Source organism: Pseudomonas sp. BN607 (assembly GCF_029871175.1).
GTDB lineage: Bacteria > Pseudomonadota > Gammaproteobacteria > Pseudomonadales > Pseudomonadaceae > Aquipseudomonas.
The window spans coordinates 84,690-100,495 of sequence record NZ_SSOE01000034.1; the positions used below are offsets into that span (position 1 = coordinate 84,690).

Genomic DNA, 15,806 nt, shown 5'->3' on the forward strand with positions numbered 1-15,806 from the left:
GCGGCTTCAGCCGCGAACACCGGCGAAGCCGGTGCCCTCGACCGTGTTGCTTCTTCGCGGGCCCGCCCGCTCCCACAGGTGCCACGTTACCTTCAAGGTGCAATCAGCGCACACCAGGTGAAACGATGATCTTCACGTTCTCCTCTTTGTTGTTCACCAGTTCCTCGAAGCCCAGCTCGACAATCTGCTCCAATCCGATCCGGCCGGTTACCAGCGGGCGAATATCCAGCCGACCATCAGCAATGAAGGCAATCACGTCAGCAAACTCGCCGTTGTACGCCAACGCCCCCAGCACCTGTTTCTCGGTGGACACCAGCTCGAAGAAGTTGAACTCGCTGGGCTCTTCGAAAATACCCACCAGCACGCACTTGCCTGCTTTGCGGATGGTGTCGATGGCCAGCTTGGCCGTATGTTTGTTGCCGATGCACTCAAAACTCACATCGGCGCCCAGCCCTGCAGTCAGTGCGCGGATTTCCGCCAGGGCATCGCACTGGCTGGGGTCCAGCACCACGTTGGCGCCAACCTCTTTGGCCTTGGCTTTGCGTGCTGAGGACATTTCCAGGGCGATAACCTGCGCTGCGCCCGCGGCTTTGGCACACATGATAGTGCAAAGGCCGATGGTGCCGGCCCCCACCACTACAACGGTTTGCCCAAGCAGGCTGCCGGCCTTTTTCACCGCGTGCATACCCACCGCCAGCGGTTCGATCAGTGCCCCGGCTTCGGCAGGGAAGCCCTGCGGCAGCCGGTAGAGCAGTTTGGCGGGCACGTTGACCAGCTCGGCGAAGGCACCGTTGTTCATCAGGCCGGTGAACGCCAGGCGTTCGCAGATGTTGTACAGGCCATGGGTGCAGTAATAGCAGGTACCACAATGCTGGCACGCGTCTGCCGCCACCGGGTCGCCTACGGCATAGCCTTCCACGCCTTCGCCAAGCTTGGCGATGTGGCCGCAGAATTCGTGGCCGAGGATGCACTGGCCCTGAATGCCGGTCAGCGGGTGCGGGGCCTCTACCGGGATGAACACCGGGCCGGCAACATATTCGTGCAGGTCGGAGCCGCAGATGCCGCACCAGTCCACCTTGATCTGCACCCAGCCCGGCGCAGGGTCGGCCGGCAAAGGTACCTGTTCGACACGAATATCGTTGCGGCCATGCCAGACGGCCGCGCGCATGTGGGTGTGGCTCAGGTCATTCATTGTTGTTCTCCAGGCTCACGAAAAGGGCTTAGTGCTTGCGCAGGAATGCGAGCAGTTGCTGGTTGACCTGTTCGGCCGCCTCCATCTGCACCATGTGGCCGGCCTCTGGCAGCACCTGTACTTCGGCTTCCAGGCCCTCGGCGTGGCTGGCCGGGATGATCGCATCCTTGCCACCCCACACCACCAGTGCCGGGTGATTGCCAAGGACCCCGCGCAAGTCGTGGCGCTGCCGGTCGCCGTCGGCGAGCGCCCCTGCCAGCTGCTGCAGGGCCTGGTCCACACCTTCCAGGCGCTTGAACTTGAGCATGTCCTCCAGCATTTGCCGGGTGACCAGCGCCGGGTCGGCAAACAATTGCACCATCTGCGGTTTGAGTGCATTGCGGTTGGCCGCGGTGACGAAACCTTGCAAGTACTGCCCGTTGATCGCTTCGCCCAGACCGGCGCTGGCCACCAGGCTCAGGCTGACCACCCGCTGCGGGGCCAGGCGCGCCACGTTGAGGCTTACGGCACCGCCCATGGAATGGCCGGCCAGGTGGGCCTTGGCGATGTCCAGGTGGTCGAGCAGGGCGAGCACGGTTTCGCTCAACTCATCCAGGTCGCCCCGCTGCAGGGCCTTGGCCGACTCGCCGTGGCCCGGCAGGTCGAGGGCGATGACCCGCCGCTCGGCAGCCAGTGCCGGGTGGTTGAACAGCCAGTTGTTGAGGTCACCGCCAAACCCGTGCACCAGCACCAGCGGTGTGCCGCCTTCACCCAGCTCGAACCAGCGCAGCAGGCGCCCGCCGACTTCCGCCTTCTGAGGGGCCGGCCCCTGGCTCTGGTCGGCGCCGCCTTCGGCGACGAACTCGGCCTGGAAGCGCTGTACCACGGCATCGATCTCGGCCTCTTCTGCTTCGCCTTCGACCACCACCGCCAGCAGTGCGCCGACGGGCAGGGTTTCATCCGGCTTGGCCACCCGGCGACGCAGCACGCCACTGAACGGCGCTTCGACGCTGCTGCTGATCTTGTCGGTTTCGACGTCCAGCACCTCGTCACCCTTGCTGATTTCGTCACCCTCCTGCTTGAGCCAGGTGTCTACCCGGCCCTCGGTCATCGACAGGCCCCACTTGGGCATGGTCAGGGTATGGATCTGGCTCATGCGGCACTCCTTGCGGCTTCGATCACCTTGCGCACTGCGGCCTCGACCTTCGCCGCGTCTGGGATGTAGAGGTCTTCCAGGGCGTCGGAGAACGGCACCGGGGTGTGCGGCGCGGTGACCATTTCGATCGGGCCTTTCAGCGCGCCGAAGGCCTTTTGCGCCACCAGTGCGCTGATGTCGGTGGCCATGGAACAGCGAGGGTTGGCTTCGTCGATCACCACCAGGCGGCCGGTCTTTTCCACGCTTTCCAGGATGCTGTCTTCGTCCAGCGGGCTGGTGGTGCGCAGGTCCAGCACTTCACAGTCGATGCCCTGCCGGGCGAGGTTGTTGGCGGCCTCCAGCGCCACGTGCACCATGCGCCCGTAGGTGACCAGGGTCACGTCGTCGCCATCGCGCAGGAAGTTCGCTTCGCCGAACGGTACGGTGTACACCTCTTCCGGCACTTCGCCCTGCATGCTGTACAGCAGTTTGTGCTCGCAGAAGATCACCGGGTCGTTGTCGCGGATCGCCTGAATCAGCAAGCCCTTGGCATCGTACGGCGAGGACGGGCAGACCACCTTCAGCCCGGGGATATGCGTCCACAGCGAGGTGAGCATTTGCGAATGCTGGGCCGCCGCGCGCAGGCCGGCGCCATACATGGTGCGCATCACCAGCGGGGTGACTGCCTTGCCGCCGAACATGTAGCGAAACTTGGCGGCCTGGTTGAGGATCTGGTCCAGGCAGCAGCCGGCGAAGTCGACGAACATCAGTTCGCACACCGGGCGCAGGCCCTGTGTGGCCGCACCGACGGCCGCGCCGACGTAGCCGATTTCCGACAGCGGCGCGTCGAGCACGCGGCCTGGGAATTGGTGATACAGGCCTTTGGTCACGCCCAGCACGCCACCCCAGGCGTCATCCTCGCCAGGGGCACCGGCTCCGCCGGCAACGTCTTCGCCAATGATGAACACACTGTCGTCGCGGCGCATTTCCTGGGCCAGGGCTTCGTTGATGGCCTGCTGGTAGCTGATCTTTCTTGCCATGGTGGTTCTCCTGTTGTTCTTGTAATCCGCGGCTCAGGGGTAGGCGACGTAAACGTCGGTGAGCAGGTCGGCGGGCTGTGGCTTGGGATCGGACTTGGCGCGGCGCACGGCGTCTTCGATCAGGTCCTCGACGCGGGCGTCGATGGCGTCCAGTTGCTCGGCCGTGAGCAGGCCGGCACGGGTGGTCTTGTTGCGGAACTGCATCAGGCAGTCGCGCGACTCGCGCAGGTTCTTCACCTCATCGGGGGCGCGGTAGGTTTGCGCATCGCCTTCGAAGTGGCCGTAGTAGCGGCTGAGCTTGACCTCGACCAGCGACGGCCCTTGCCCCGAGCGGGCACGCTCGATGGCCGCGCCAGCTGCCTCGTACACGGCAAAGAAGTCGAAGCCATCGATGGTCACCCCAGGCATGCCGAAGCCGGCTGCGCGGTCGGCAATGTGGTCGCAGGCCACCGACCAGTTCGAGGCGGTGGCCTCGGCGTAGCCGTTGTTCTCGGCGACGAAAATGCACGGCAGGTTCATGATCGACGCCATGTTCATGGCCTCGAACACCGCGCCTTCGTTGGAGGCGCCATCGCCGAAGAAGGCTACCGACACATCGTCACGGCCCTTGAGCTTGGCCGCCAGCGCTGCTCCGGCCACCAGCGGTGCGCCGGCCCCGACAATGCCGTTGGCGCCGAGCATGCCTTTTTCCAGGTCGGCAATGTGCATCGAGCCGCCCTTGCCACCGCACACGCCGGTCTTCTTGCCGTAGATCTCGGCCATCATGCCGTACACGTCCACACCCTTGGCGATGCAGTGGCCATGGCCGCGGTGGGTCGAGGCGATGCAGTCGCTGTCGCGCAGGTGGGCCATGACCCCGGCGGCCGAGGCTTCTTCGCCGGCATACAGGTGGACGAAACCGGGGATTTCACCGGTGGCGAACTCCACATGCAGGCGTTCTTCGAAGGCGCGGATGGTGCGCATTACTTCATAGGCATGCAGCAATTGTTCAGTACTGAGCTGATTGGACATCTTGTTGTTCTCCAGGGTTGTCTCAACACGGGTTTGCAGGGTGCAGCCGGTGGCCGCGGGGTACTGCCAGCAGGTGATGACGGGCGGCGTGTGCCAGTACAGCCTCGACGTCCACGCTGAGCGGGCCTTGAGGGTCGAGCGTGATGGTGGGGGTGTCGTGATCGGCAAATTCGATTTCGCGCTCGCCGTCCAGGGCCAGGGTGCCGCTGGAGAGGCTCAGGCGGTGGGCAACGCCGGGTGTCAGCCTGCCGCTGGCGGTCACGCCGCAGGCTTGCAGAAGGCCGGGAGCCAGCGGTGCGAGCAGTGCCTGCTCGGCACCAGGGTTCAGGCGTATCCAGGTGCCGTGCGGGTCCTGGCGTGATACCGGGCACCACAGGCCGCAGAGGGCTGACAGGCCAATGGCATGGGGCTCGGCAAAACAGGCGAATACTTCAGCAAGGTCTTCACTGCGGCTGAGCGCGCGGGCGCCGATGAAGCGCTGCGGTGATACTGCCACTTCCACCAGGGCCCATTCGGCCAGCTGTTGCTCCGGCACTTTCACCAGCAGGCGCTTGTTGCGACGCAAGCCGAGGCTGGCCGGTACCTGGCCGCTGGCGAGCAGGCCACCGGCCAGGCCCGCGCTGGTGGCCTCGCGCAGTTCGGGGAAGGCATTGTTGGTGCCAGTGGACAGGGTGAGCAGCGGTACGTCACCCGCTTCGGCGGCGACCGCCTTGTGGGTGCCATCGCCGCCGAGCACGGCGATCAGCGCCACGCCGCGTTCGACCATGCGTCGGGTGGCCAGGCGGGTGTCGGCTACGGTCTGGGTCAGCGGCAGGTCGAGTATTTCGATGGCCGGCCAGTGCTGGTCACGGGCGCCTGGGCCCTGGCTGGCTTTGAGCACGGCGGCGGCGATGCCGGTCATGTCGCTGGGCAGCAGCACCTGGCCGATGCCGGTGGCGCCGAAGGCAGCCAGCAGGCGCTGGATCGCCGAGGCCTTGTCGGTGCTTGAATACAGCCCGGCGCTGGCTGTCAGACGGCGCAGGTCGCGGCCGGAGGCGGGGTTGGCAATGATCCCGACGGTCGGGGCGGGTAGCGGCATGGCGCACCTCGTATTTTTGTTTGCAAGGGCAGGAGCAAGCGCGGTGCCAGCTTTTCGTGGCGCAGCTGAAAGGGCCGCGCCAGAGCAGTTTTGCTGCGCTCAGGCAGGTGCTCATTGCGCTGCTGGCGAGACGCCGGGTGCCAGCGCGGGGCCTGGGTTGGCGAGACGCTGAGACGCAGCGTCTCAAGCCGGCCGGTAATCACACAGTGCTTGTCGGGGCATGCCGGGAAGCGCTTAATGGCCGCACAACGATAAAAACAGCAACGAGAACCGGAGGGCCCGAATGCTTGCCGCGAACTCCCGAGCCCATGTCGACTGCGTCAGCAGGGTGCTGAAAAATGCCGACCGCCTGCCACAGGCGCCGGTGCCGCCGCTGATCCTCGATTCATGGCGCCGTTCCATGGAGCTGTACCGCCTCGATCCTGGCTCCCAGCAGGGGCCGCGCATCCTGTCCCAAAGCCTGCTCAACGAATGCCGCGAACGCGCTGAATTGTTCCTTCGCATTGCCAGCGATGCCGTGGCACGCCTGCACGAACGTGTGCGCGGCGCTGACTACTGCGTGCTGCTGACCGATGCCCAGGGGCGCACCATCGATTACCGGGTCGAGTCGGCCATCCGCAACGATTGTCGCAAGGCCGGGCTGTACCTCGGCACCTGCTGGTCGGAGGGCGAGGAGGGCACCTGCGGCGTGGCAGCGGTGCTGACCAGCAAGGCGCCGGTCACGGTGCACAAGCGCGACCACTTCCGCGCTGCCTTCATCGGCCTGACCTGCACGGCGGCGCCGGTGTTCGACCCGCAGGGCGAGTTGCTTGGGGTGGTGGATGTCTCGGCCTTGCAGTCACCGGACGACCGCCGCAGCCAGCACCTGATCCGCCAGTTGGTCGAGCAGACCGCCCGCGAAATCGAAAACGCCTTCTTCATGCACAGTGCCCAAGGCCATTGGGTGATGCGCGCCCACGGCACGCCCGGCTACGTGGAAAGTCAGCCTGATTACCTACTGGCCTGGGATGCCGATGGCCGCCTGCAAGCGATCAACAGCCTGGCGCGGGAGCGGCTGGTAGAGCGTCTGGGGCGTTTGCCCGAGCACATTGGCGAACTGTTCGACATCGACCAGCTACGCCGGGTGAGCGCGTCGTCCGCCCAGCGCCTGCCTGGCCTGGGCGGTTTGTATGGCCGGGTCAGCGCACCGCAGCAACGCCAGCGTACGCTGCCTGTGCGTCAGGCCCAGGACACCCGTATCGAGCAGCACCTGCGGTTGGCCACCCGGGTCAAGGACTGCAACCTGGCGGTGCTGGTGCTGGGTGAGACCGGGTCCGGCAAGGAGGTATTCGCCCGCCAGCTGCACCAGCAAAGCCAGCGCTGTGATGGCCCGTTCGTTACCCTGAACTGCGCGGCCATTCCGGAAAGCCTGATCGAGAGCGAGCTGTTCGGCTATGTGGCCGGGGCCTTCACCGGGGCCTCCAGCAAAGGCATGCAAGGGCTGTTGCAGCAGGCCGATGGCGGCACGTTGTTCCTCGACGAAATCGGTGACATGCCGCTGAACCTGCAGACCCGCCTGTTGCGGGTGCTGGCGGAGGGTGAGGTGGCGCCGCTGGGCGCGGCGCGGCGGGAGCGGGTGGATATTCAGGTGATCTGTGCGACCCATCGCGATCTGGCGGCGATGGTGGCGGACGGGCGATTTCGTGAAGACTTGTACTTCCGCCTGGCCAATGCCCGTTTCGAGCTCCCGCCCTTGCGTGAGCGCGATGACCGACTGGGCCTGATTCACCAGTTGCTGGCCGAGGAGGCCGCGGCCTGCGGGGTGGAGGTGGTGATGGCGGATGACGCGCTGCAGGCGCTGCTGGTTTATCGTTGGCCGGGTAATTTGCGCCAGCTACGGCAGGTATTGCGGTATGCCTGTGCGGTGAGCGAGGGCGGGCAGGTGCGGCTGCAGGATCTGCCGCAGGAAGTGCGCGGTGACGCGGTCGGCTCTGCGGAAAGCGGGGTGTCGTGCCCGGCCCGGCAGCTGTTGCTGGACGCGCTGATCCGCCATCGCTGGAAACCGGCCGATGCGGCGCGGGCATTGGGCATTTCGCGGGCGACGCTTTATCGGCGAGTGCATGAGCATCGCATCGACATGCCGCGGATGAAGGGGTAGAGCCCTGGGGGCGCGCTGCGCCCCTTTCGCGACGCAAGGCCGCTCCCACAAGGACGGCGTCAGTCCTGAGGCATGCGCGCAACCTGTGGGAGCGGCCTTGTGTCGCGATAGGGCCGCAACGCGGCCCCAGATTCAGGCAGGCGATAAAAAACCCCGGCACAAGGCCGGGGTTCTGGTACATCACACTACACGATCAGTCCTGGTTGGCCAGTTTGTGCTCAAGGTAGTGAATGTTGACGCCGCCTTTGCAGAAACCTTCATCACGCACCAGGTCGCGGTGCAGCGGGATGTTGGTCTTGATGCCGTCGACGACGATCTCGTCCAGGGCATTGCGCATCCGCGCCATGGCTTCGTCGCGGTCCTTGCCGTAGGTGATCAGCTTGCCGATCAGCGAGTCGTAGTTCGGCGGAACCGAGTAACCGCTGTACAGGTGCGAATCGACGCGAACGCCGTTGCCACCCGGGGCGTGGAAGTGCTTGACCTTGCCTGGGCTCGGGATGAACTTCTTCGGGTCTTCGGCGTTGATCCGGCACTCCAGCGAGTGACCACGGATCACAACGTCTTCCTGGCGGAACGACAGCTTGTTGCCAGCGGCGATGCTCAGCATCTCCTTGACGATGTCGATACCAGTGACCATCTCCGACACCGGGTGCTCAACCTGCACACGGGTGTTCATCTCGATGAAGTAGAAGCGACCGTTTTCGTACAGGAACTCGAAAGTACCAGCACCACGGTAGCCGATCTCGATGCACGCATCGACGCAGCGCTTGAACACTTCCTGGCGAGCTTTTTCATCGATGCCCGGGGCAGGTGCTTCTTCCAGGACCTTCTGGTGACGACGCTGCAGCGAGCAGTCACGGTCGCCCAGGTGAATGGCGTTACCCTGGCCGTCGGACAGTACCTGCACTTCCACGTGACGTGGGTTGGTCAGGAACTTCTCCAGGTAAACCATCGGGTTGCCGAAGGCAGCACCGGCTTCGGTACGGGTGAGCTTGGCCGAGGAGATCAGGTCCTCTTCCTTGTGCACCACGCGCATGCCGCGACCACCACCGCCACCGGCGGCCTTGATGATCACCGGGTAGCCGACGTCACGGGCAATCGCCAGGGCGACTTCTTCGTCTTCCGGCAGCGGGCCATCGGAGCCCGGCACGGTCGGTACGCCCGACTTGATCATCGCATCCTTGGCCGAAACCTTGTCGCCCATCAGGCGAATGGTGTCGGCTTTCGGGCCGATGAAGGCGAAGCCGGACTTTTCCACCTGCTCGGCGAAATCGGCGTTTTCAGCCAAGAAGCCGTAACCCGGGTGAATCGCGGTGGCGCCAGTCACTTCGGCGGCAGCGATGATCGCCGGGATGTGCAGGTAGGAATCCTTCGACGATGCAGGGCCGATGCAGACCGATTCGTCTGCCAGGCCCAGGTGCATCAGTTCACGGTCGGCAGTGGAGTGCACGGCGACGGTCTTGATGCCCAGCTCTTTGCAGGCACGCAGGATCCGCAGGGCAATTTCCCCGCGGTTGGCGATCAGGACTTTTTCGAGCTTCCCAGACATCGTTGGCTCTCCGCGATTCAAACGATGGTGAACAGCGGCTGGTCGAACTCAACCGGCTGGCCGTCTTCTACCAGGATGGCGTCGATGACACCGCCAACATCGGCTTCGATGTGGTTCATCATCTTCATGGCTTCGACGATGCACAGGGTGTCGCCTTTCTTCACGGACTGGCCAACTTCAGCGAAGTTAGGCGAGGTCGGCGAAGGCTTGCGGTAGAAGGTACCTACCATTGGCGAACGGATCACGGTGCCTTTCAGGGCCGGGGCGGCAGCAGCGGCTTCGGCGGCTGGCGCAGCAGCGGCAACCGGCGCAGCGGCCGGGGCGGCAGCCATAGGCGCCGGTGCGTAGAACTGCTGGGCAGCTGGGGTCTTGCTGTGACGGCTGATACGGACCGACTCTTCGCCTTCCTTGATCTCCAGTTCGTCGATGCCAGACTCTTCCAGCAGCTCGATCAGTTTCTTGACTTTACGGATATCCATTAATCATCAACTCCCAAAGGTTCGGTCAGGGGGCGAAATACAAAAAAACGTATCTGAAACGTTTCTCTCGAACCCCGGCCCATTCAGGCCAGGGTTTTCATCATTTGGGCTGTGCGTTGGCAGCCAGTTGTTCCAGCGCGGACTCCAGGGCCAAGCGATAACCGCTGGCGCCCAGACCGCAGATCACCCCTACGGCAACATCGGAAAAGTAGGAGTGGTGGCGGAACGGTTCGCGTTTGTGCACGTTGGACAGGTGCACTTCGATGAATGGGATGCTCACCGCAAGCAATGCGTCACGTAATGCGACACTTGTGTGGGTGAAAGCAGCCGGATTGATCAGGATGAAGTCCACACCCTCATTGCGTGCCGCGTGAATGCGGTCGATCAGTTCGTATTCGGCATTGCTCTGCAGGTATTGCAGATGATGGCCTGCGGCGCGGGCACGTTGCTCCAGGTCCTGGTTGATCTGGGCCAGGGTCACGGCGCCGTAATGGCCAGGCTCGCGAGTACCGAGCAGGTTGAGGTTGGGGCCGTGGAGCACCAGTAGCGTTGCCATCTGCGGATTCCTTGGATTTGTAGGGCAATTCGACACAGCGCGGCGAGTGTGCCGTAAAGCGACGGCAAGTGTCCAGTTCCCGGCAATAGCCAGCACGATGACCGAGATTCGCGCGAAGTATGTGACCAAATAATTAAATCTGGTCACTCATTTCAGGATTTTTCCCGGCTCGCGGGAAGTTATAGACCGACTTTGCCGCGCACGCGCGTCAGAATCTGCGCAAATTCACCGGCATTTATCTCGCCAATCACCCGATCAGCGGTAATTTCGCTGCCGTTCGCAGCAAAGAACAGCAAAGCAGGTGGGCCAAACAGCTGGTAGCGGTCGAGCAGCTTGCGTTGCTCGGCATTACTTTCGGTGATGTCGAAACGCAGCAGTTTGAAGCCGGACAGCTGTGTTTGCACCTGCGGTGCATTGAGCACCTCATGCTCGATCACCTTGCAGCTGATGCACCAGTCGGCGTACCAGTCCAGCAGCACTGGCTGGCCGGTGGCCTTGGCCTGGGCCAGGGCTGCGTCCAGAGCATCAGGTGTGGTGATGGTCTGCCAGGCATCGGCTTTTGCTGTCGGGAGGCTGTCGCTGGCGGCCAGTGACGCACCCGGCAGTGGGCGCAGTGGATCGCCCTGGCCAGTGAGGGCGCCATACCAGCAAGCCAGCGCGTACACCAGCAAGGCCAGACCGAGCAGTTGCGCCAGGCGCTGGGCTGCCGTCTTGACGACGAATTCCAGCGCGCCGAGGAACAGTGCCACGCCCGCGGCGAGGAAACCGACCAGCAGCAAGGTCACAGGGCCTGGCAGTACACGGCTGAGCAAGCCGATAGCCAGCCCCAGCAGCAGTACGCCAATGGCGTTTTTCACCGTGTTCATCCATGGGCCGCTTTTGGGCAGCCAGGCCGCGCCGCCGGTGGCCACCAGCAGCAGCGGCGCACCCATGCCCAAACCTAGGGCGAACAGCTTGAGCGCGCCACCCAGGGCATCGCCGCTGGCGCTGATATACAGCAGGGCACCGGCCAGGGGCGCGGACACGCATGGCGAAACCAACAGGCTGGAGAGCACGCCAAGTACCGCTGCACCCAGCAGCGAACCGCCCCGAGTGTGGTTGGCGACGTTGTTCAGGCGGTTGCTCAGGGCCTGCGGCAGTTTCAGTTCAAACAGACCGAACATGGCCAGGGCGAACACCACGAAGAATAACGCGAAGGGCACCAGCACCCAGGCCGATTGCAGGCGCGCCTGCAGGTTCAGGCCGGCGCCGAACAGGCCCATCAGCGCGCCGAGGGCCGCGAAGCTGGCGGCCATCGGCAACACATAGGCCAGCGACAGCGCCAGCCCGCGCAGGCCACCGACCTGGCCGCGCAGCACGACCCCGGAAAGGATCGGCAACATTGGCAGGACGCAAGGGGTGAAGGTCAGGCCGACCCCGGCGAGGAAGAACAGCAGCAGCGACTTCCAGTTCCAGCCGTGTTCGCGGGTGGCTGGCGCGTTTGCAACGCCTTCGCCATCGATACTCAGGCGTGCGGTTTCCGGCGGGTAGCACAAGCCCTTGTCGGCGCACCCTTGGTAGCCCACCAGCAGGGTGAAGGCGCGTGGGTCTTTGCGTGGCAATTCGATATCGAGCACGCCGTGGTACACCTCGACATCGCCGAAGAATTCATCGTGCTTGGCCTCACCCTTGGGGATGTTCGGCGTGCCCAGGGTGATGTCGGCCGGTTCCGTGTGGAACTGGAAGCGATGGCGGTAGAGGTAGTAGCCATCGGTGGCAACGAAGCGCAGCTTGATGGTTTGCGCATCGGCCTGGACCAAGTTGAGCTTGAAGGCCTCGTGTACCGGCAGGAAGTCGGCGTTGTTGGCCAGCGAAGCGGCGCCAAGGGTGGCGCTGGGGCGGTTGTCGAGCAGGCCCGTGGCGAAGGCCGGGCTGGCCAGCAGCAGGAACAGCAGAAAAAACAGGCGGCGCATGGCGGACTCGCGAGGTGGAACGTGCTGCGCATGATAGCGGAGTTGGTGTGGGTTGGGGTCTTTAGGGCTTGTCATGAGATGTTTGGCGCCTGGGAGATCGAGCGCCGCCCGCGTGGCGCTCGATCTCCCAGGCGCAGCACATATCCCGTCGAACCCCATCCAACTGCTACACCTGTCATGGCGAACACCCGCCGGCTCAGACCCTGAACGCCCGCACTGCCCGGTTCAGCTCACCGCCCAGGCTCAGCAACTGCTCGCCTTGCTCACGCCCTTCGCCAATGCGCTGCAGGTTGTCCTCACCCAGCGCATGAATCCGCTCGCTGTGGTCACGAATTTCACTCACCGCACCGCTTTGCTGCGCCGTGACATCGGCAATTCGCACGGCGGTGTCAGAGATGGTGCGGATGGCACAGACAATCTCATCCAGCGCCCCATCCGCCGCCTGCGCCCGGCTGGCTGTGGCTTCGGCATGCTCAAGCTGCGCGCGCATGCCGGTCACCGAGCCCCTGGCTGCTTGCTGCAAACGGTCTATCAATGCCTGAATCTCGCCGGTAGCCCCCGTGGTGCGCTGCGCCAGCGAACGCACCTCATCAGCCACCACGGCAAAGCCGCGGCCCATTTCGCCCGCCCGGGCCGCCTCGATCGCAGCGTTGAGCGCCAGCAGGTTGGTCTGTTCGGCAATGGAGCGGATCACCGTCAGCACGCCGCCGATGGTTGCCGACTCCTCTGCCAGTTGTTCGATCATGCGCGCGTTACCCTGCACTTCATCGACCAGCTCACGCAAACCGGAGAGGCTCTGGCCGATCACCGCCTGGCCCTGCTCCACCGCGCGCCCGGCATCGCGGCTGGCATCGGCGGCGGCGCTGGCATCGCCGGCTACTTGCTGGATGGTCGCCTCCAGCTCACCCAAAGCATCGCGAATCTGCCCGGTATCGCCGGCCTGACGCTCGGCACCGTCGTGCAGGGCGGCGCTCATGCCGGCCAAGGCGTGGCTGCTGCCGGCCACCTGCTCGGCGTTGTGGCGGATGGTGCCGACCAGTTCCACCAGGTACTGGCGCAGGCGGTTGAGTGATTCCTGGATATCGTGCAACTCCCGGTTGGTCTTGCCCAAGGCGATGGGCTGGGCGAAGTCGCCCTCGGCCCAGCGCGAGAGGGCTGGGGCCAGGCCGGTCAGGGTGCGCGCCAGGCGCCGCTGCAAGGTGTCGATCAACAAGGCGATGAGCAGGATCAGGCCAATCATCAGGCCCTGTATGATGCGCACCTCAGCAGCGATTTTCGCGTGCTGGCCACGCACCTCGGGCTCTAACCCAGCGATGGCCTGCTGCACTGCCTCCAGGCGCTGGCCGGTGCTGGTGGCCAGGGCGACGCGGCGCTCGATCTGTTCGCGCGTGCGTTGCAGTTCGGCGGGGTAGCGGCCAAGCAGGCTTTGCAATTCACGTTTGAGGCCCACGGCAATGTCTTCCTGCTGGGCGCTGGCTTGGGTTTCCAGGCCCATCATGGCGGCGAAGTCGTCGGCGCCGGATTCAGCAGTGCGGGTTACGCCGAGCAAGGGCAGGGCGTCGATCACCTGGGCCTGGGTACGGATCAGTTGCAATTCGCGGTCTACCTCGTCGGCAAGCTCCGGGCGGCCGCTGCTCACCAGCTTGTCACGAGCCAGCGACAACCGGCCCAGGTGTACGCTGGCGTCGAGCAAGGGCAGCAAGTATCGGTTGGCGTCGGCGCTGCCGCTGTCGCGGGCATAGCCAGCCAGTTGTTCGAAGTTGGCGCCCAGTTCCCGTTCAGCCTGCAGCAGCAAGGCTTGCGGGTCGCCGGCCAGTTTACCGGCGGCCAGCAGTTCATTGGCGGTGAAGGCGTGCAGGTTGTCCAAGCTGGGGCGCAGCTTGTCGGCCAGTTCAGCAGGCCAGTCGGCCAGTGCCGCCTGCAGCCGCTGGTTGGCCTCCATGGCGGCGGCATGGCGCAAGGCATCGCCGCTGCCCAGATACGCCTGGATATTGCCCGCCGCTTGGTTCTGGAACTGTTGGGACAGACCCAGGTAGCGTTCCATCATCTGGTAGGGGCGCTCCAGGGCCCGCTGCGACCACCACAAGGTAGCGCCCAGGGCTAGGCATACGGTCACCAGCAACAGGGTGTTGAAATTGGTCAGCCACTTCAGGCGCATAGCCGCGAACTTCCTGCGGGGGGAGTGGGGGGTAGGCGCCTGAAGTTATTGCGATTTTGTGACCGGGTGATGACGCCTAAGGGCGGGCGGCAGAAAAAAGTGGCACAGTGCCTGTATTGGTGTGATCTGCACTGGCCTCTTCACGGCCCCGCCTGCGAAGAGGCCGGCACAGTGAGTGCGAATCTCAGGGCTCTACCCGAACTACGCAATTACGCCCTGCATGCTTGGCCCGGTACAGCGCCTCATCCGCAGCACTGGCCATGGTCAGCACATCCAGCCCCTCGTCCAGTTGCACAACCCCCGCACTGAAGGTGCATTGCAAATCCCGTGGCTGCGCCGGGTACAGAATTTCGGCAAAGCGCCGGCGAATCTCGTCCAGGACCTTGTGTGCCGCCTCCAGCGTGGTATTGGGCATGACAATGGCAAATTCCTCGCCACCATAACGGCCAATGAAGTCGGTCTTGCGCAAACGCTGCTTGAGAAACAGCGCAAGGCTTTTGATCACCCGGTCGCCCATGGGGTGGCCGTGGCGGTCGTTGATCTTCTTGAAATGGTCGATGTCGAGCATGGCAAAGCTCAGCGGCTGCTGCTCGCGGCGGGCGCGGAAACTGCAGTCTTCCAGCAGCTGCAGGATGTGGGTGTGGTTGTACAGCCCGGTCAGGCTGTCGCGCACCATGCGCGCTTTCAGGTGGCGGGCGCGGGCGGCGCGGTTGCGCACGGTGGTGATCAGGTGGCGGGAGCGAAACGGTTTGGTCAGGAAGTCATCGCCGCCTTCGCTCATGGCGTCCAGCTGCTTGTCCAGGTCGTCTTCGGCAGACAGGTAGATGATGGGCACGCTCACATAGCGGTCACTGTGGCGGATCACCTTGGCCAGCTCGGGGCCGGTGCAGGCTGGCATGTACAGGTCGAGAATGATCAGGTCGGGCTGGAAGTCCGCCAGCTCGGCCATGGTACGGATCGGGTCGGTCAGGCTGCGGGTGAGCATGCCGGCACTGGCCAGCACCCGTTCGGTGTACAGCGCCTGGGTGCGCGAGTCGTCGATGATCAGCACGCGCAGCGGGTCATGCTGGGCGGCATTGGTCAGCAGTTCGACCTTTTCCAGCAGGCTGGAAGCCTCCAGACTGCCGGTGAGGAAGTCCTGGCCACCGGCACGTACGGCGGCCAGGCGGGTCGGGGTGTCGGCTTCGTGATGGCTGAAAAAAAGCAGCGGGATGGGTTGCGCCAGGCCCTGCTGCACCCTGGCAGCCACCAGCAAGCCCTGGCCGGCGCCGGTGAAGTCGACATCCATGATGATGGCCGAGGGCGGGTACTCGCTGATCGAGGCGTAGAACGCTGCCGCACTGGGCAGTGCCTGTACCACCAAGCCAAAGAATTCCAGTTGCTGTGCCAGGCGCTGGGCACGCTCGTGGTCCTGCAGCAGGATGTACACCGGCTTGCGCACGGGTAGCAGGACCTGATCCAGTGGGTCGTCCTTGCGCAGGCCGCTACGCGACAGATGCGGGTCGGGGCAATGCGTGCTTGGCTCGACAGCTTGGCTCAT

Annotated in this window: 12 protein-coding genes; 1 reads left to right on the top strand and 11 read right to left on the bottom strand. The window is 64.4% G+C overall.

The window, feature by feature from the left end; all coding sequences use genetic code 11:
• Positions 1 to 103: 103 nt before the first annotated feature.
• The 5 genes from E8E68_RS09855 to E8E68_RS09875 are packed head-to-tail and all read right to left on the bottom strand — an operon-like array spanning position 104 to position 5,435.
• Positions 104 to 1,168: a 2,3-butanediol dehydrogenase gene (locus tag E8E68_RS09855; RefSeq protein WP_266032064.1), complete on the bottom strand. Its 1,065-nt coding sequence runs from the start codon at positions 1,166 to 1,168 to the stop codon at positions 104 to 106.
• Between the two features lie 52 nt (positions 1,169 to 1,220).
• Positions 1,221 to 2,327, bottom strand: a complete 1,107-nt coding sequence (locus E8E68_RS09860; RefSeq protein ID WP_280340899.1) for an acetoin dehydrogenase dihydrolipoyllysine-residue acetyltransferase subunit — start codon at positions 2,325 to 2,327, stop codon at positions 1,221 to 1,223.
• Positions 2,324 to 3,346 carry an alpha-ketoacid dehydrogenase subunit beta gene (locus tag E8E68_RS09865; RefSeq protein ID WP_266032017.1) on the bottom strand — a complete coding sequence of 341 codons (1,023 nt, stop codon included), beginning with the start codon at positions 3,344 to 3,346 and terminating at the stop codon, positions 2,324 to 2,326. Before E8E68_RS09865 ends, E8E68_RS09860 begins: the two co-directional genes overlap by 4 nt.
• Before the next feature lie 33 nt (positions 3,347 to 3,379).
• Entirely contained in the window at positions 3,380 to 4,357 is a 978-nt protein-coding gene (locus E8E68_RS09870) for a thiamine pyrophosphate-dependent dehydrogenase E1 component subunit alpha (protein ID WP_266032016.1), read from the bottom strand.
• Positions 4,358 to 4,379: 22 nt separating this feature from the next.
• On the bottom strand, positions 4,380 to 5,435 hold the full coding sequence (locus E8E68_RS09875; protein ID WP_280340904.1) for an NAD(+)/NADH kinase: 1,056 nt from the start codon (positions 5,433 to 5,435) through the stop codon (positions 4,380 to 4,382).
• A 283-nt stretch (positions 5,436 to 5,718) separates the two neighbouring features.
• On the opposite strand from E8E68_RS09875, the gene E8E68_RS09880 reads away from it, so the two are divergent.
• A complete protein-coding gene (locus E8E68_RS09880; protein ID WP_280340907.1) occupies positions 5,719 to 7,572 on the top strand; it encodes a sigma-54-dependent Fis family transcriptional regulator in 1,854 nt (617 codons plus the stop codon).
• Between the two features lie 193 nt (positions 7,573 to 7,765).
• Here E8E68_RS09880 and accC read toward each other — a convergent pair whose 3' ends face one another.
• The 6 genes from accC to E8E68_RS09910 form a co-directional block, all read right to left on the bottom strand.
• Positions 7,766 to 9,121, bottom strand: coding sequence for an acetyl-CoA carboxylase biotin carboxylase subunit (gene accC / locus E8E68_RS09885; RefSeq protein ID WP_110745198.1), 1,356 nt, complete (start codon positions 9,119 to 9,121; stop codon positions 7,766 to 7,768).
• A gap of 17 nt (positions 9,122 to 9,138) precedes the next feature.
• The gene (accB, locus tag E8E68_RS09890; RefSeq protein WP_110745197.1) at positions 9,139 to 9,600 is read right to left on the bottom strand and encodes an acetyl-CoA carboxylase biotin carboxyl carrier protein; all 462 of its coding nucleotides are present in this window, start codon (positions 9,598 to 9,600) and stop codon (positions 9,139 to 9,141) included.
• Positions 9,601 to 9,700: 100 nt separating this feature from the next.
• Entirely contained in the window at positions 9,701 to 10,156 is a 456-nt protein-coding gene (aroQ, locus tag E8E68_RS09895; RefSeq protein ID WP_003255330.1) for a type II 3-dehydroquinate dehydratase, read from the bottom strand.
• A gap of 179 nt (positions 10,157 to 10,335) precedes the next feature.
• Positions 10,336 to 12,108: a protein-disulfide reductase DsbD gene (locus E8E68_RS09900; RefSeq protein ID WP_266032013.1), complete on the bottom strand. Its 1,773-nt coding sequence runs from the start codon at positions 12,106 to 12,108 to the stop codon at positions 10,336 to 10,338.
• A gap of 196 nt (positions 12,109 to 12,304) precedes the next feature.
• Positions 12,305 to 14,266, bottom strand: coding sequence for a methyl-accepting chemotaxis protein (locus tag E8E68_RS09905; RefSeq protein ID WP_280340912.1), 1,962 nt, complete (start codon positions 14,264 to 14,266; stop codon positions 12,305 to 12,307).
• 184 nt (positions 14,267 to 14,450) lie between these two features.
• Positions 14,451 to 15,806 (bottom strand): diguanylate cyclase, encoded by a 1,356-nt coding sequence (locus E8E68_RS09910; protein WP_266032011.1) that lies wholly within the window; start codon positions 15,804 to 15,806, stop codon positions 14,451 to 14,453.

What these genes read in the sequence shown, in the direction of transcription:
- E8E68_RS09855 (WP_266032064.1), bottom strand. Translation starts at nt 1,168, where the DNA reads ATGCGCGCGGCCGTCTGGCATGGCCGCAACGATATTCGTGTCGAACAG.
- E8E68_RS09860 (WP_280340899.1), bottom strand. Translation starts at nt 2,327, where the DNA reads ATGAGCCAGATCCATACCCTGACCATGCCCAAGTGGGGCCTGTCGATG.
- E8E68_RS09865 (WP_266032017.1), bottom strand. Translation starts at nt 3,346, where the DNA reads ATGGCAAGAAAGATCAGCTACCAGCAGGCCATCAACGAAGCCCTGGCC.
- E8E68_RS09870 (WP_266032016.1), bottom strand. Translation starts at nt 4,357, where the DNA reads ATGTCCAATCAGCTCAGTACTGAACAATTGCTGCATGCCTATGAAGTA.
- E8E68_RS09875 (WP_280340904.1), bottom strand. Translation starts at nt 5,435, where the DNA reads ATGCCGCTACCCGCCCCGACCGTCGGGATCATTGCCAACCCCGCCTCC.
- E8E68_RS09880 (WP_280340907.1), top strand. Translation starts at nt 5,719, where the DNA reads ATGCTTGCCGCGAACTCCCGAGCCCATGTCGACTGCGTCAGCAGGGTG.
- accC (WP_110745198.1), bottom strand. Translation starts at nt 9,121, where the DNA reads ATGTCTGGGAAGCTCGAAAAAGTCCTGATCGCCAACCGCGGGGAAATT.
- accB (WP_110745197.1), bottom strand. Translation starts at nt 9,600, where the DNA reads ATGGATATCCGTAAAGTCAAGAAACTGATCGAGCTGCTGGAAGAGTCT.
- aroQ (WP_003255330.1), bottom strand. Translation starts at nt 10,156, where the DNA reads ATGGCAACGCTACTGGTGCTCCACGGCCCCAACCTCAACCTGCTCGGT.
- E8E68_RS09900 (WP_266032013.1), bottom strand. Translation starts at nt 12,108, where the DNA reads ATGCGCCGCCTGTTTTTTCTGCTGTTCCTGCTGCTGGCCAGCCCGGCC.
- E8E68_RS09905 (WP_280340912.1), bottom strand. Translation starts at nt 14,266, where the DNA reads ATGCGCCTGAAGTGGCTGACCAATTTCAACACCCTGTTGCTGGTGACC.
- E8E68_RS09910 (WP_266032011.1), bottom strand. Translation starts at nt 15,806, where the DNA reads ATGAGCCAAGCTGTCGAGCCAAGCACGCATTGCCCCGACCCGCATCTG.